Below are 13591 nucleotides of genomic sequence, written 5' to 3'. Positions count from 1 at the left end.
ATTTTCAAATAAATTTTAAGAAATAATTTAAAATGAAAATATCTTTCCTTAAAAAAAGAACCGTCTGCTATAATTAAAAAATCAATATCCAGACAAGGTGGAGGTATATGAATAGAAAAAAATTCTACTTAACTTTTTTAATTGCTTTAATTACTATCACACTATCTGCATGTGGCCAAAAGAAAAATGAGAGTGTTTATCAAACGGTTAGACAAACTAAGACCATCAATTGGGGCGTCAAAGCAGATACGCCACTGTTTGGCTCAATGAGCGTCAAAGACAGTAAAATTCGTGGTTTTGAAATCGACTTAGCCGAAGCTTTAACGCATAAGATGCTTGGTAAAAATGCCAAGGCCAACTTTGTCACAACGACCGCAAACACTAAGATTCAATTATTAAAAAATAAAAATATCGATGCAGTCATTGCCGCTATGACAATCACGCCGGAACGTAAAAAGCAGGTCGACTTTAGCAACCCCTACTTTCCTGCTGGCCAATCAATTATGGTTGCTAAAAACAGTAAAATAAAGAACGTCAAAGACTTAAATAATAAACGCGTACTCATCGTTAAAGGAACGACAGCCGCTGATGCCGTGCATAAATTTGCACCGAAAGCAGAGATCTTGCAGTTTGACGATTATGGTCAGGCCTTTGCCGCATTAAAGGCAGACCAAGGGGATGCTTTAGTTACAGATAATGGTATTTTAGCCGGCATCTTGCACGATAACCCTGGCTACAAGCTAACTGGTGGCACCTTCACCAACCAGCCATATGGTATTGCTGTCAACAAAGGACAAACGGCAATGATGAAGCACATCAATACTGCTTTAGATGAATTAAAAAAGGACGGTACTTACACCCGTCTTGCTAAGAAATGGTTCAGCAATATTCCTGGCTTCAACATCAAAGAAATTGAGCAATATTAAAAAGCATAGAACTAGCAATTCGTTAGCTCTATGCTTTTTTATACAAATCATTATTTCCCAGTAAATAGTTTAACCTAGGCCACTCGAAAATAGCAACTTGGTCTATTCATGTGCCGCATACATTGCACGCCAAGTTTCTTCCATCTTGGCCAGGCCATGCCAATCTCCTACTTGGCACATCATATATAGTTCATATGCTGGATCATAAACAGCTGGATTATCCTTATTCTCTTTCAAGTAAGCCCCAACAATATCGATCAACATGAAACGAAAACGTTCAATTTCATTACGATTAAAGAAGACCTCAAAGTACTTAGCTACTAATTTCTTAAGCTCAATATGATAAGCATTCTTAAGCAAATCAGGCTGATCACGGTAGCTAAGCAAAGTATCCTCGGCAATGCCGGTTTCTTTGCTTAAAGTGCCCAGATCTACGCTTTCATCGGTTAATAGCTGAGTGCAACGCTCAACATCATTCATAATATGCGGCCGGTGCTTCATCTTAGACATGAGAACCGGTTTATTTAGTTCCGCAATAATATTATGAGCGGCCTTCTTCATCAATAAGAGTGCTTTATCTTCAGGAAGACTTTGCTTAACTACTTTTCCAACAACATAGGTGTGGTCCGTAACTTCATATTTTTGTGTAACTTGATTGAACTTGTTGCCGCACACATCACTAATTGCAACGCCATCTGTGGCTGCTTGGTCATAGTCAAAAAAGATATGTTTTTTATCACCGGTAATTGGTGAAAACGGCAAGTTATCAGTAGTAAAAACCTGAACATAAACAGAATAGTTCAATTCGTCATCCTTGAACATTTTAATTGTACGATCTTCCATAAAATCTTCATAGATCATATCTTGTTTTTGCATGATAAGTCTCCCCTCCTTCCTCTATCTACAGCCGTACTATAACTAATTTTTTAAGCTAAATAGTTACCTGCTGCAAGATATAAGTCATACCATTCTTGTCTAGTAAGCTCAATATCGCTGCCTTTTGCGGAATCTTTAATGTGTTCTGGATTCATTGAACCAACTAGCATTTGCATGTTCGAAGGGTGACGTAAGATCCAGGCTGCTGCAATGGCATTCTTACCTACGTTGTATTTGTCAGCTAACTTTTGCAATTCCGCATTCAGTTTAGGGAAGCCGTCATTGTTAATGAAAGTACCTTCAAACATCCCGTATTGGAATGGTGACCAGGTTTGAACGGTAACATGGTGCAAACGCGCATAATCTAAGAATTGTCCATCACGATCAACTGAAGGATCATCAAGCATGTTCATGTGCATATCAAAGTCGATCATGCCAGTGTGCTTTAAACCAAATTGTAATTGGTTGAACATCAAACGCTGGCTCAATGCACTTTGCAATAATTCAAATTGGGCTGCATCAAAGTTAGAAACACCAAAGAAACGTACTTTGCCGCTAGCTTGCAGTTGATCAAAGGCTTCAGCTACTTCTTCCGGATCAAACAAAGCATCTGGTCTGTGGAGTACAAGGGCGTCCAAGTAGTCGAGCCCCATTCTATCTAAAATACCGTCAACACCCTTTAAAATGTAGTCTTTTGAGAAATCATAACGTTTGTCTGGGACAATACCGGTCTTGGATTGGATGAACAAATCATCACGTTTCAGGTTCATTTGCTTTAAAGCTTGACCAAAAACTTTTTCAGATTTGCCACCGCCATAAATATCGGCAGAATCGATAAAATTAATGTCGGAATCATAAGCGGCTTGAATGGCAACTTGAGCTTCTGGAATGCTCTTTTGATCCATTCGCATAATCCCAAGTGCCATAGCTGGAATATCCAAAGTAGTAGAACCCATCTTTATTTGCTTCATAATAAAAGCCCTTTCATAACTAGTTTTCTTTTATTATGCGCTATTTTTACCCAAAATAAAACTGATTCACCTAATTGGCAAATCAGTTCTTGCTTATTAATAGATTTTTTCAACTTGTTCTTGAATACTATCCTTGTCCAAGAATTCATCGTAAGTGGTGTCTTGGCGACTAACAATGCCCTTAGGACCAACTTCGATAATATGGTTGGCAATAGTCTGAATGAATTCGTGGTCGTGGGACGTGAATAAAATCGAACCAGGATATGAGAACAAAGCATCATTTAAAGCGGTGATTGATTCCAAATCCAAGTGGTTGGTTGGATCATCCATGATTAAAACGTTAGCTGGTTCAAGCATCATGCGGGACAATTGGCAACGTACCTTTTCCCCACCGGATAAAACCTTGATCTTCTTTTCGATTTCATCCCCGCTAAATAGCATTCTACCTAAGAAACCACGCAAGAAAGTATTGTCGTCTTGTTCCTTAGTAGCGTATTGACGCAGCCAATCCAAGATGGTCAAGTCATCGTTATTGAAGTTAGCGTTCAAATCGCGTGCCATGTAGTTAAAGGCAGTAGTTTGACCCCAAGTTACCGTACCTGAATCTGGCTTAATCTTGCCAGCAATGATATCAAGCAAGGCTGTAGTTGCCAAAGCATTACGTGATAAAAAGGCTACCTTATCACCAGGACGCACGATAAATGAAACGTTGTCTAAAATCTTTTCATCATCAACTGAGTAAGAAACGTTTTCTACCTTAACTAAGTCATTACCAAGATCACGGTGCATTTCAAACTTAACGAATGGGTACTTACGTGAAGATGGCTTAATGTCGTCTAAAGTGATCTTATCAAGTTGCTTCTTACGTGAAGTAGCTTGACGAGACTTAGAAGCATTAGCTGAGAAACGAGCAATAAATTCTTGCAGTTGCTTGATCTTTTCTTCTTTTTTAGCATTTTGGTTAGCTGCCAGTTCATTAGCCAACTTGCTTGATTCATACCAGAAGTCGTAGTTACCAACGTAAAGTTGAATCTTGCCACGGTCGACGTCACACATTTCAGTACATACCTGGTTTAAAAAGTGACGGTCGTGGGAAACTACGATTACGATGTTAGGATAATCGGCTAAGAAGTTTTCAAGCCATTCAACGGTATGCACATCAAGACCGTTAGTCGGTTCGTCGAGTAAAAGAATGTCAGGGTTACCAAAAAGTGCTTGGGCAAGAAGCACCTTAACCTTTTCAGCTTCTGGCAATTCCTTCATGAGTGTTTGATGTTCATCTTCTGGAATACCTAAAGATTGAAGCAGTTTTAAAGCATCTGCTTCAGCATTCCAACCATCAAGTTCGGCAAACTTACTTTCAAGTTCGGCTGCCTTTACCCCATCTTCATCGCCAAAATCAGGCTTAGCGTAAAGAGCATCCTTATCCTTCATTACTTGGTAAAGTTCCTTGTGACCTTGAATTACGGTGTCCATAACGGTGAAATCATCGAAGGCAAAGTGGTCCTGGTTCAAGCTAGACATTCTTTCGTTAGGATCAATACTGATAGAACCTGTAGTCGGTTCAAGCTTGCCTTCTAATAATTTAAGAAAAGTAGACTTGCCGGCACCATTTGCACCAATTACGCCGTAGCAGTTGCTCGGAGTAAATTTTAAATTTACGTCTTCATAAAGTGTGCGACCGCCAAATTTAAGACTTAAGTCGGATACTGTAATCAATCGTTATACCTCACTTTTAATATAAAATAATGTCTAAGTATAGCAAAAAAGCAAGCTCTAATAAATAGAAAACCTGCTTTTTTAATTTTTATTAAGATTAAAACTTTTTGAAACTGTCTAACTTTTCCTGGGTAATATCACGAATAATTGCAGTAGCTAAATCAACAGATGCCTTGAAGTCCTTGTAACTACTGAAGCAATATGGTGAGTGTTCATAACGAACTGGAATACCAATAACGATCGTTGGTGCACCATTTTCGTAGTAAATTGCGGCACCGTCTTGGCCACCACCAGTTCTAACTGAACGAGTGTATGGAATTTTGATCTTGTCAGCCAAGTCACAAGCATATTGTTGAAACTTAGGGTTTGGCAAGAAAGTAGTATCCATATCGCGAAGCATTGGTCCACGCTTTAAACCGGTTTGTGAAAGCCAATCAGGAGTGAAGGTGTCATCTGCTGGACAGCTTTCAAGTACAATACATAGATCTGGCTTAACTTTTCTAGCAGTTACGTAAGCTCCGCGAAGACCTACTTCTTCTTGGCTAGACAAAGCGGCGACAACATCAAAGTTAGTTTCTTCACCCTTCAAGTTGTCCAAAACGTCAATCATCGCACCGGCACCAAAACGGTCGTCGAAGTCTTTACCAAAGAACAAACCAGATTTTTCGTGGTATTCGCATTTTACATCAACAAAGATTGGACAACCTGTGTCGATCTTGTAGTCCTTAATTGTTTCTTCACGGCTGCTTGAACCAACATCAATTGACATATCGGCAACGTCAGGCACGTTGTTTCTTTCAGCAGCAGTCATAAAGTGTGGTGGCTTAGTTGCGACAACACCAGGGATGTATTCGCCATCGCGGTTTCTAACCTTAACCTTCAAAGCAGGGATATTGTATTTTACCCAGCCGCCGAGTGGAACAAACTTGATTAAACCATTTGGACGAACGGCCTGGGTGATGAAACCAACCGCATCTGAGTGGGCATCAAGTTGAATTACAGGACGGTTGCCCTTGTTTTCCTTCCTTGATGCATAAACATTGAGCATCCCGTCAGTCTCAATATTGGCTGTCTTTTCTGCATAGCTAGTAAAAAGTTTAACGAATTCTTCTTCAAAACCAGATGTAGCGTTAGCATCTGAGAATTCTTTGAGCATCTCGATTTCTTGTGCTTTTTCCATAATTTTCTCCTTCTGTAAGTCCTTACATCAAATTCTATCATAGTTCTTTATCTTTATTTTTTGCTAAACTAAAATTAGGAGGGTTTGCATCGTGAAAGAAAAACCTATTTGGAAGAAAAATCTATTCGTCTTATCGATCGCGGTCTTCATTGCAGGGATCGCATTTTCAGAAATTATGCCTTTCTTGTCGTTATACATTAACACGTTAGGCAACTTCTCTCACCAACAACTTAACTTCTGGTCCGGGATCGTTTATTCTGGTACGTTCATCGTTTCAGCGGTTGTTTCTCCTTGGTGGGGCAAATTAGCTGATAAAAAAGGACGTAAACCAATGATTTTGCGGGCCGGAATCGGGATGTCCGTCGTTATCGCCTGCATGGGGTTAGTCCAAAATGTTTGGCAATTGCTTTTGCTTAGAATGCTACAAGGTGTATTTGCCGGCTTTATTTCTAACTCTAATGCCTTAGTTGCCACCGAAACGCCGAAGACAAATTCTGGACAAGCTCTAGGAACGATTGCTTCAGCGACCACTGCCGGTACCTTGCTGGGACCACTTGTTGGTGGTGCTTTAACATCAATTTTTTCATACCGCATTACCTTTATGATCACTGGTGGCTTGCTCTTATTATGCTCAATCTTAGTTCTATTCTTCATTCATGAAGACGACTTTAAGCCAGTTACCGCGAAAAAATTGGACAAGGCCAGCGGCGTAATTAAGTCGCTTCGTTCGCCTCATCTGATCTTTGGTTTGCTATTAACCACCTTAATTATTCAAGCAGCTAATAACTCCATTAACCCAATCGTTTCACTATATGTCCGCCAATTACTTAACGGCCATGGCAACGTTGTCTTCATCTCTGGTGTTATCGCCGCCCTTCCTGGGATTGCTACTTTCCTAGTGGCCTCCCGCTTCGGTGCACTCGGTGATAAAATCGGTACTCACAAAATCATCGTGGCTGGTTTTATTGCGGCATCAATTTTCTTCTTCCTGACCGCTTTTGTACGAAACACAGTTGAATTAGGAATTTTGCGCTTCTTAGTTGGTTTTTCTGACGCTTGTTTATTCCCACAAGTACAAACGATGTTAACCAAAAACTCACCTGCCGCCGTTACTGGCCGTATCTTTTCATGGAACCAGTCGGCTATGTACATCGGCAACATCGTAGGACCGCTACTTGGTTCATTCGTATCAGGGATGTTCAACTATAGCATGGTCTTCATCGTCACTACGGTGATCGTATTAATCAATCTACTTTTGTTCAGAATCAACGTCATTCGCAATTTACAGTAAAAATAAAAGCTTGAGAAAAATCTCAAGCTTTTTATTCTGCCGCTTTTTTGGCTTCATGTCTGTTATAAATAAAGTTAACTACGTACGCACAAATCATTAAAAACAGTGCCACATACATAATTTCGATAATTCCTGAATGGAAAATTCTTCTCATGATTGGCAATAATGCAGTTGGCAAACTCTTAGCCGATTCCGCATCACTCAACTTGTTCATCATGGTCATCGTAATGCCGCGATGGCCGGCGATTCCTCGAGCCAAAGCCAAGTTCATGATGACCCCATAAATGGCAGCCATCACAGTTTGAGCAAGAATTCGAATCAAGAAACTCAGTGACGTAGCCGGTGCCATATCTTTTTCACTGGCGTCAATCTGCACCTTGATCTGCAAAATAACAAAGATCGAACCTACACCTAAACCAGATAAAGCTGCAATGATCATCAAGATTTGATATGGCGTGTTCATTGGCACCAAGATCAAGCCTAAAACGGTAATGACGATCAAAGTAAAATCGATAATGAGCAAACGATAATTGCTAAAGTGACGCAAGAAATATGGCGCGCTTTGTGAACCGGCAATATCCAAAATGGAGTTAGGGATCAAGGTTATCCCACCGATTAAAGCGGAGGTCCCTAAAATGGCCTGCGACCACATTGGCAAATAAGTGTTAACTGAAATATAAGCACCCCATGCTAGGGCAAACAGGATAAAGTCGCCCACCAACGCTTTATTCATAAAAACACTCAACGGTACAACAGGACTATCTGCCTTCTTTTCCACAAAGATAAAGGCAACAAGTAAGGCAATTCCGATAATGACGAAAGCTGCAACCATGATACCACTAGCTAAACCCAGCATCTGAATTCCAACTAAAAAGCAGGACAAGCCAGCGATCAAAGTGAAGGCACCCATTTTGTCAAAGTGTACTTTTTCCTTAGCCTTGTGCACATCGCGATAAAAGACAAAACTCAAAATAATAGAAATCAGTCCTAATGGGACATTGATGTAGAAGACCCAGTGCCAAGAAAGGGCATCAACGATCCAGCCACCAACAAGCGGTCCCGCAATACATGCCGCACTGAAGCTGGCCGCAATGTAGCTCAAAATGACTGTTCTTCTTTTAATATTTGGATAAATATACCCAACGATGACATAAGGTAGTGAACCCATCCCGCCGGCACCAACGCCCATCAAGATCCGGGCAATTAAGAAGAAGTAAATGTTTGGCGCTACCCCTTCAAGCAGCGACCCTACAATAAAGAGGACAAGTGAAAGTTCAAAAGCAAATTTATTGCCCATTCTTTCACCTAATTTGCTCCAAATTGGTACTGAAACGGACATCCCCAGCAAGAAGCAGGCAACGATCCAGCCCATATATTGAATTCCGTGCAAGTCAGAAACAATCGCCGGAATTGCAGTATTAATAATGGTAGCGTCCAGTCCTGACATAATATTTGCTAAAAGCAAGGACCAAGTTACCATTGAAATTTGCTTTTTATTCATTCAATCTCACCCTTTTACTTAAAAACTTTCAACTAAAAATAGTATGCAGGATATCTTCCATAATTGTCAAAATGGTAAGCGCTTTCATGATAAAATAAAAATATCATTTCAAAGGGAGCAATTTTTATGATCAAATTAATCGCTGTCGACATGGACGGAACTTTTTTAAATTCACAAAGCAAATACAACGAAGCTAGATTCAAGGAAATTCATTCTAAGCTCGATGAAAAAGGCATTCACTTCGTCGTAGCTAGCGGCAACCAATATTATCAACTCAAGGATTTCTTCACCGATTACGATGATATCGACTATGTCGCTGAAAATGGCGCACTCATCCGTAATCCAGAAAAAGTTTATGCGGTACACTCTTACCCTACTGAAGCAGTTAAGGCAATCGAAAAATTCTTGTTTGATCAATTGCCTAACCTTAACTTCTTGGTCTGTGGTGAACAAGCAGCTTACGGCTTAGACATTTTGCCAGAACGATACTTCAAGACTTCTAGCCACTACTACCACCACCTAGAAAAAGTTAAGAGCTTCAGTGATATTCACGATAAGATTTTGAAGTTTGCTATCGAATGTCCTGATGAAAAAACTGATTATTTCGTTCAACTATTCAAAGATAATTTGAACCAATATAGCGACGTTACAAGCAGCGGTCACGGCGACATCGATATTATTCAACCAGGTATCCACAAGGCCAACGGCTTAAAGGAACTCGGCGATATTTTGGGTATTAAGTTGAGCGAAATGTGTGCCTTCGGTGATGGCGGCAACGATTTGGAAATGTTGCGTGAAGTCGGCGATGGCGTTGCAATGAAGAACGCCGTTCCAGCCCTTCTTGAAGTGGCCAACCACGTGACTGACACCAACGATGACGAAGGCGTTTTGAACTACATCGAAAAGAACATTCTTTAGAATCTGCTTGACAATATCCGTTTTTGCTAGTTTAATATAAGAAAAATATAGTGATGACCTTTAAAGTTAGTCCTGTGAGACTAAGAAGGAAATCTGCGTGAGCTAGTCTTTTTTGTGCTAGCAGAAACAGAAAGACCATCTTGGACTCAGTGTCCTTGGTGGTCTTTTTCTTTTGGTCATCCGAGAAAGGAAAAATATATGGCAAAAGAAATTGTTGATGCAATCAGTATGAAGCGTGCCTTAATGCGAATGACCTACGAAATTATCGAACGCAACAAGGGTACTGAAAACTTAGTTTTAATCGGAATCAAGACTCGTGGCCTTTACTTAGCTCAAAGAATTGCTAAGAACCTTAAGAATCTTGAAGACGTTGATGTTCCTGTTGGAGCAATCGATGTTTCTCAATATCGTGATGACCTGCCAGAAAGTGAAAAGGAAAAGATGATTCATGGTCAACAACTTGACTTTGATATCACTGACAAGAACGTTGTTTTAGTCGACGATGTTTTGTTCACTGGTAGAACAATCAGAGCTGCGCTTGACGCAATCATGGATCAAGGTCGTCCAGCTAAAATCAACTTGGCCGTTTTAATCGACCGTGGTCACCGTGAATTGCCAATTCGTCCTGATTTTATCGGTAAGAACATCCCTACCGCAATGGATGAAGAAGTTAAGGTATCAATGACTGAAGTCGATGACAAAGACGGCATTGATATCATGAACAAATAGGAGTATTTGAATGAGTGAAAAAGAAAAGTTTAGAAACCCGGACGCGATTTTAGACGTCTACGAAAAGCCTGAACTTGGTCAAGGTATCCTGCTCTCCTTGCAGCATATGTTTGCCATGTTCGGTTCTACCGTTTTGGTTCCAATCTTAATCGGAATCAACCCAAGTATCGCCCTCCTTTCATCAGGTGTCGGTACTTTGGTCCACATGATCTTGACCCACTTCAAGATCCCAGCATACTTAGGTTCAAGTTTTGCCTTCGTTGCTACTATGCAAGCATTAATGAAGACTGACGGCTATCCTGCAGTTGCTCAAGGTGCGATTGCTTCTGGTTTAGTTTACGTAATCGTGGCTTTGATCATTGCCAAGGTTGGTTCTGGTTGGGTTAACAAGGTTTTGCCACCAATCGTGGTTGGACCAATCATTATCGTTATTGGTTTGTCACTTGCTACTACTGCCGCAAACGACGCTATGATGAACCACCAAAAGTATGACTTAACTTACTTCGGTGTTGCCATCTTCACTTTGGTAATGACTTTGATCTTCCAAATGTGCTTCAAGGGCTTCACTAGTTTGGTTTCCATCATGCTTGGGATTATCTGTGGCTACGTTTTATCCTGCTTCTTGGGCATTGTTGATTTCTCAGGTGTTGAAAAAGCAGCCTGGTTCTCAATTCCAGCCCTTGACGTAATGGGTATCAGCTACCACTTCAAATGGTACCCAGCAGCCATCCTCGCTATGGCGCCAATTGCCTTCGTTACGATGACTGAACACATGGGCCACATTATGGTGCTTAACTCATTGACTAAGCGTAACTTCTTCAAGAATCCTGGTCTTCATAGAACTATGATGGGTGACGGTATTTCAACGATTATCGCCGGTTTCATCGGTGGTCCTCCTACAACCTCATATGGTGAAAACATTGGTGTTCTTGCCATGACTAAGGTTCACTCAGTATGGGTACTTGCAGGTGCCGCAGTTTGTGCGATCATCTTTAGTTTTGTAGGTAAACTCGCAGCATTGATTGAATCAATTCCAATGCCAGTTATTGGTGGTATTTCATTCTTGCTCTTTGGTACTATCGCTTCAAATGGTTTGAAGATTTTAGTTGATAACCAAATCGACTTTGGCGAAAAGCGTAACATGTTGATTGCCTCAGTTATCTTGGTTATCGGTATCGGTGGTGCCTACCTCCAACTCGGTAACTTCCAATTAACTTCAGTTGCTCTTTCAACTATCATCGGTATGCTTTTGAACTGGTTATTACCTAAGAAGGCCGCCAGTGAAAAGACACTTGAAGAAAAGAACAAGGCAAAGCAAAAGCAAGACGGTAAGATTTACCAATAGATATATAAACTAACTGAATAACCAAAAAACAGGAGTCCTAAATTTGGACTCCTGTTTTTATAGTCTTCTATCTAAAACTTTCCGCAATTTCCGGATCCATCTCATCCTCTAAAATGCTGTGACCTTGATCCAAAGTCCTGATCTTTTCCATATCGTCAGCATCTAATTCAAAATCGAAGACATCAAAGTTTTCTGCCAATCTCTTCTTATGAACTGACTTAGGAATTACCACATAGTTTCTTTGCAGGAACCATCTGAGCATTACCTGAGCGGTAGTCTTATGATGCTTTGCAGCAATTTCTTCTAGAACTGGATTAGTAAAAATATGGTTGGCACCTTCCGCAAATGGCGCCCAAGCTTCAGGCTGTACGCCCTCTTTTTCCATGTACTTTTGTGACTTCCACTCTTGATTCCAGACGTTGGTTTCAATCTGGTTCACTGCTGGCTTCACATTATTGAAAGTGATCAAATCGGCAAGTCGTTCATTCCAAAAGCTGCTGACGCCGATCGCGCGGATGCGGCCTTCTTTGTATAAACGCTCCATTGCGCGCCAGGTGCCATAATAATCATTGTATGGCTTGTGGATCAAGTAAAGATCGATGTAATCCAGTTGCAACTTCTTCATTGAATCATCGAAGGCCTTGATAGTATTGTCATAGCCGTAATCATCGACCCAGATTTTTGAAGTGACGAAGATGTCTTCACGTGGGACGTTACTATGCTTGATTGCATCCCCGACAGCTTGTTCATTGCCATAAATTTGCGCGGTATCAATCAAACGATAGCCGACTTCTAAACCATCCTCGACGACTTGTTGCGCTTGTGCAAGATCATCGATTTGGTAGACTCCGAAGCCAAGGCGTGGCATTTTTACTCCATTGTTTAATGTGACGAATTTTCCCATGATGTTTTCCTCTGTTAGATAACTTTTTAATTATTTTAGCATCTATTTTCCGGAGAAAGAAAAAAGACGATTTTGCCATCAAGACATAAATTAAACAAATCTACGATTAACTCACTCCCTAATCAAAAACGATTAAGGATTTTTTATTGTTTCACAACTTTCCCATTCTACCAACAATGTAATCACTTACATAAAAATAGACTAGACCAATATTAATTAATTCAAGACAATACCCTAATACTGTAGTTTTATTAATTAGACCAATTAGTGTATAATGTCTATTTGTTACGTACAAAAGGAGAAGAAAGAATGGCAAATTTTTTACTTGTCAGTCATGGCGAATACGCTAAGGCTACCAAAGCCAGCGTGGAAATGATTGCCGGCGAACAAAAGAACGTCAAGGCAATCGCATTCAAACAAACCATGAACCAAGATGACTTACTTGAAGAGATTACAAAAGTAGCCAGCGAATTCGACGAAGCACCAACAATCCTCGTCGACATCGCAGGCGGTACACCAGCTAACACTGCTCAGCGTTACCAACAGAAGCATCCCGACGTTGCCGTTTACAGCGGTCTATCGATGCCACTTATGCTTGCCGTAGTTATGGGGACACCAATGGACGAAGCGATCAAGCAAACGATCGACAACATGGCACCTGTTGGTTTGACCAAGAAGAAGGAAGAAAAACCAGTCAAGGTAGTTAAAAAGGAAGAAAAGCCTAACAAGAACGTGACCTTGACTCCTCACACTATGCAAAACGTGCGGATTGATGAGCGACTTATTCACGGTCAAGTTGCAACTATGTGGACCAATGCTTTGAAACTCAATCGCATCATGGTTGTCGGCGACGATATCGTTAAAAACGACGTGCTTAAGACCGGTCTTAAGACTGCATGTCCGCACGGCGTTCACCTCAGCATTTTAACTGCTCACGGTGCAGCGCGTCGTATCAATTCAGGCAAATACGTTGGCCAAACCGTTTTATTACTGGTTAAGAACCCTGGCGTTCTTCGTCAACTTGTTGACTTCGACGTGAAACTACCTGAGATCAACGTTGGCAACATGTCAACAAAGCCTCACTCACGCCAAGTGGCCAAGAGTGTTGCAGTGCTTGACAAAGATGTAGAAGATTTTGAATATTTGGATCAAAAGGGATGCCACATCTACCATCAAATGGTACCTAGTGAACCTAAAGAAGATTTCATGGAAATGATTAAGTAAGGAGTAG

12 protein-coding genes are annotated in these 13591 nt (G+C 40.8%); 6 read left to right on the top strand and 6 right to left on the bottom strand.

All coding sequences use genetic code 11. From position 1 onward, the window contains the following. The first annotated feature begins 107 nt into the window (after positions 1-107). A complete protein-coding gene (locus tag LA20531_RS08580) occupies positions 108-926 on the top strand; it encodes a transporter substrate-binding domain-containing protein (protein ID WP_056939906.1) in 819 nt (272 codons plus the stop codon). Positions 927-1028: 102 nt separating this feature from the next. Here the strand turns inward: LA20531_RS08580 and LA20531_RS08575 are convergent, their stop codons facing one another. From LA20531_RS08575 to LA20531_RS08560, 4 genes are all read right to left on the bottom strand, one after another. Continuing rightward, a complete protein-coding gene (locus LA20531_RS08575; protein WP_056939907.1) occupies positions 1029-1802 on the bottom strand; it encodes a hypothetical protein in 774 nt (257 codons plus the stop codon). A 50-nt stretch (positions 1803-1852) separates the two neighbouring features. After that, the gene (locus tag LA20531_RS08570; RefSeq protein WP_056939908.1) at positions 1853-2773 is read right to left on the bottom strand and encodes an aldo/keto reductase; all 921 of its coding nucleotides are present in this window, start codon (positions 2771-2773) and stop codon (positions 1853-1855) included. A gap of 96 nt (positions 2774-2869) precedes the next feature. Next, positions 2870-4492, bottom strand: a complete 1623-nt coding sequence (locus LA20531_RS08565) for an ABC-F family ATP-binding cassette domain-containing protein (protein ID WP_056939909.1) — start codon at positions 4490-4492, stop codon at positions 2870-2872. Positions 4493-4589: 97 nt separating this feature from the next. Continuing rightward, entirely contained in the window at positions 4590-5672 is a 1083-nt protein-coding gene (locus LA20531_RS08560) for a M42 family metallopeptidase (RefSeq protein WP_056939910.1), read from the bottom strand. Between the two features lie 91 nt (positions 5673-5763). Here LA20531_RS08560 and LA20531_RS08555 point away from each other — a divergent pair, with 91 nt between their 5' ends. Beyond that, on the top strand, positions 5764-6963 hold the full coding sequence (locus LA20531_RS08555) for an MFS transporter (RefSeq protein ID WP_056939911.1): 1200 nt from the start codon (positions 5764-5766) through the stop codon (positions 6961-6963). 31 nt (positions 6964-6994) lie between these two features. Here the strand turns inward: LA20531_RS08555 and LA20531_RS08550 are convergent, their stop codons facing one another. Beyond that, positions 6995-8464 carry an MFS transporter gene (locus LA20531_RS08550; RefSeq protein ID WP_056939912.1) on the bottom strand — a complete coding sequence of 490 codons (1470 nt, stop codon included), beginning with the start codon at positions 8462-8464 and terminating at the stop codon, positions 6995-6997. A gap of 126 nt (positions 8465-8590) precedes the next feature. On the opposite strand from LA20531_RS08550, the gene LA20531_RS08545 reads away from it, so the two are divergent. From LA20531_RS08545 to LA20531_RS08535, 3 genes are all read left to right on the top strand, one after another. After that, positions 8591-9382 (top strand): Cof-type HAD-IIB family hydrolase, encoded by a 792-nt coding sequence (locus LA20531_RS08545; protein WP_056939913.1) that lies wholly within the window; start codon positions 8591-8593, stop codon positions 9380-9382. Between the two features lie 198 nt (positions 9383-9580). Then, entirely contained in the window at positions 9581-10111 is a 531-nt protein-coding gene (gene pyrR, locus LA20531_RS08540; protein WP_056939914.1) for a bifunctional pyr operon transcriptional regulator/uracil phosphoribosyltransferase PyrR, read from the top strand. A 10-nt stretch (positions 10112-10121) separates the two neighbouring features. Beyond that, positions 10122-11456: a solute carrier family 23 protein gene (locus tag LA20531_RS08535; protein ID WP_056939915.1), complete on the top strand. Its 1335-nt coding sequence runs from the start codon at positions 10122-10124 to the stop codon at positions 11454-11456. 67 nt (positions 11457-11523) lie between these two features. On the opposite strand, the gene LA20531_RS08530 is transcribed toward LA20531_RS08535, so the two are convergent. Then, complete coding sequence (locus tag LA20531_RS08530; RefSeq protein ID WP_056939916.1) at positions 11524-12360, bottom strand: aldo/keto reductase; 837 nt, start codon at positions 12358-12360, stop codon at positions 11524-11526. A 309-nt stretch (positions 12361-12669) separates the two neighbouring features. On the opposite strand from LA20531_RS08530, the gene LA20531_RS08525 reads away from it, so the two are divergent. Continuing rightward, positions 12670-13584, top strand: coding sequence for a PTS sugar transporter subunit IIAB (locus LA20531_RS08525; RefSeq protein ID WP_082589013.1), 915 nt, complete (start codon positions 12670-12672; stop codon positions 13582-13584). Positions 13585-13591 lie beyond the last annotated feature (7 nt).

Origin of the sequence: Lactobacillus amylovorus DSM 20531 (assembly GCF_002706375.1) — a bacterium.
Taxonomy (GTDB): domain Bacteria; phylum Bacillota; class Bacilli; order Lactobacillales; family Lactobacillaceae; genus Lactobacillus; species Lactobacillus amylovorus.
This window is presented reverse-complemented; position numbering and strand designations above follow the sequence as displayed.

Coding starts and splice junctions, on each gene's coding strand:
- LA20531_RS08580 (WP_056939906.1), top strand. CDS start 108: ATGAATAGAAAAAAATTCTACTTAACTTTTTTAATTGCTTTAATTACT.
- LA20531_RS08575 (WP_056939907.1), bottom strand. CDS start 1,802: ATGCAAAAACAAGATATGATCTATGAAGATTTTATGGAAGATCGTACA.
- LA20531_RS08570 (WP_056939908.1), bottom strand. CDS start 2,773: ATGAAGCAAATAAAGATGGGTTCTACTACTTTGGATATTCCAGCTATG.
- LA20531_RS08560 (WP_056939910.1), bottom strand. CDS start 5,672: ATGGAAAAAGCACAAGAAATCGAGATGCTCAAAGAATTCTCAGATGCT.
- LA20531_RS08550 (WP_056939912.1), bottom strand. CDS start 8,464: ATGAATAAAAAGCAAATTTCAATGGTAACTTGGTCCTTGCTTTTAGCA.
- LA20531_RS08545 (WP_056939913.1), top strand. CDS start 8,591: ATGATCAAATTAATCGCTGTCGACATGGACGGAACTTTTTTAAATTCA.
- pyrR (WP_056939914.1), top strand. CDS start 9,581: ATGGCAAAAGAAATTGTTGATGCAATCAGTATGAAGCGTGCCTTAATG.
- LA20531_RS08535 (WP_056939915.1), top strand. CDS start 10,122: ATGAGTGAAAAAGAAAAGTTTAGAAACCCGGACGCGATTTTAGACGTC.
- LA20531_RS08530 (WP_056939916.1), bottom strand. CDS start 12,360: ATGGGAAAATTCGTCACATTAAACAATGGAGTAAAAATGCCACGCCTT.
- LA20531_RS08525 (WP_082589013.1), top strand. CDS start 12,670: ATGGCAAATTTTTTACTTGTCAGTCATGGCGAATACGCTAAGGCTACC.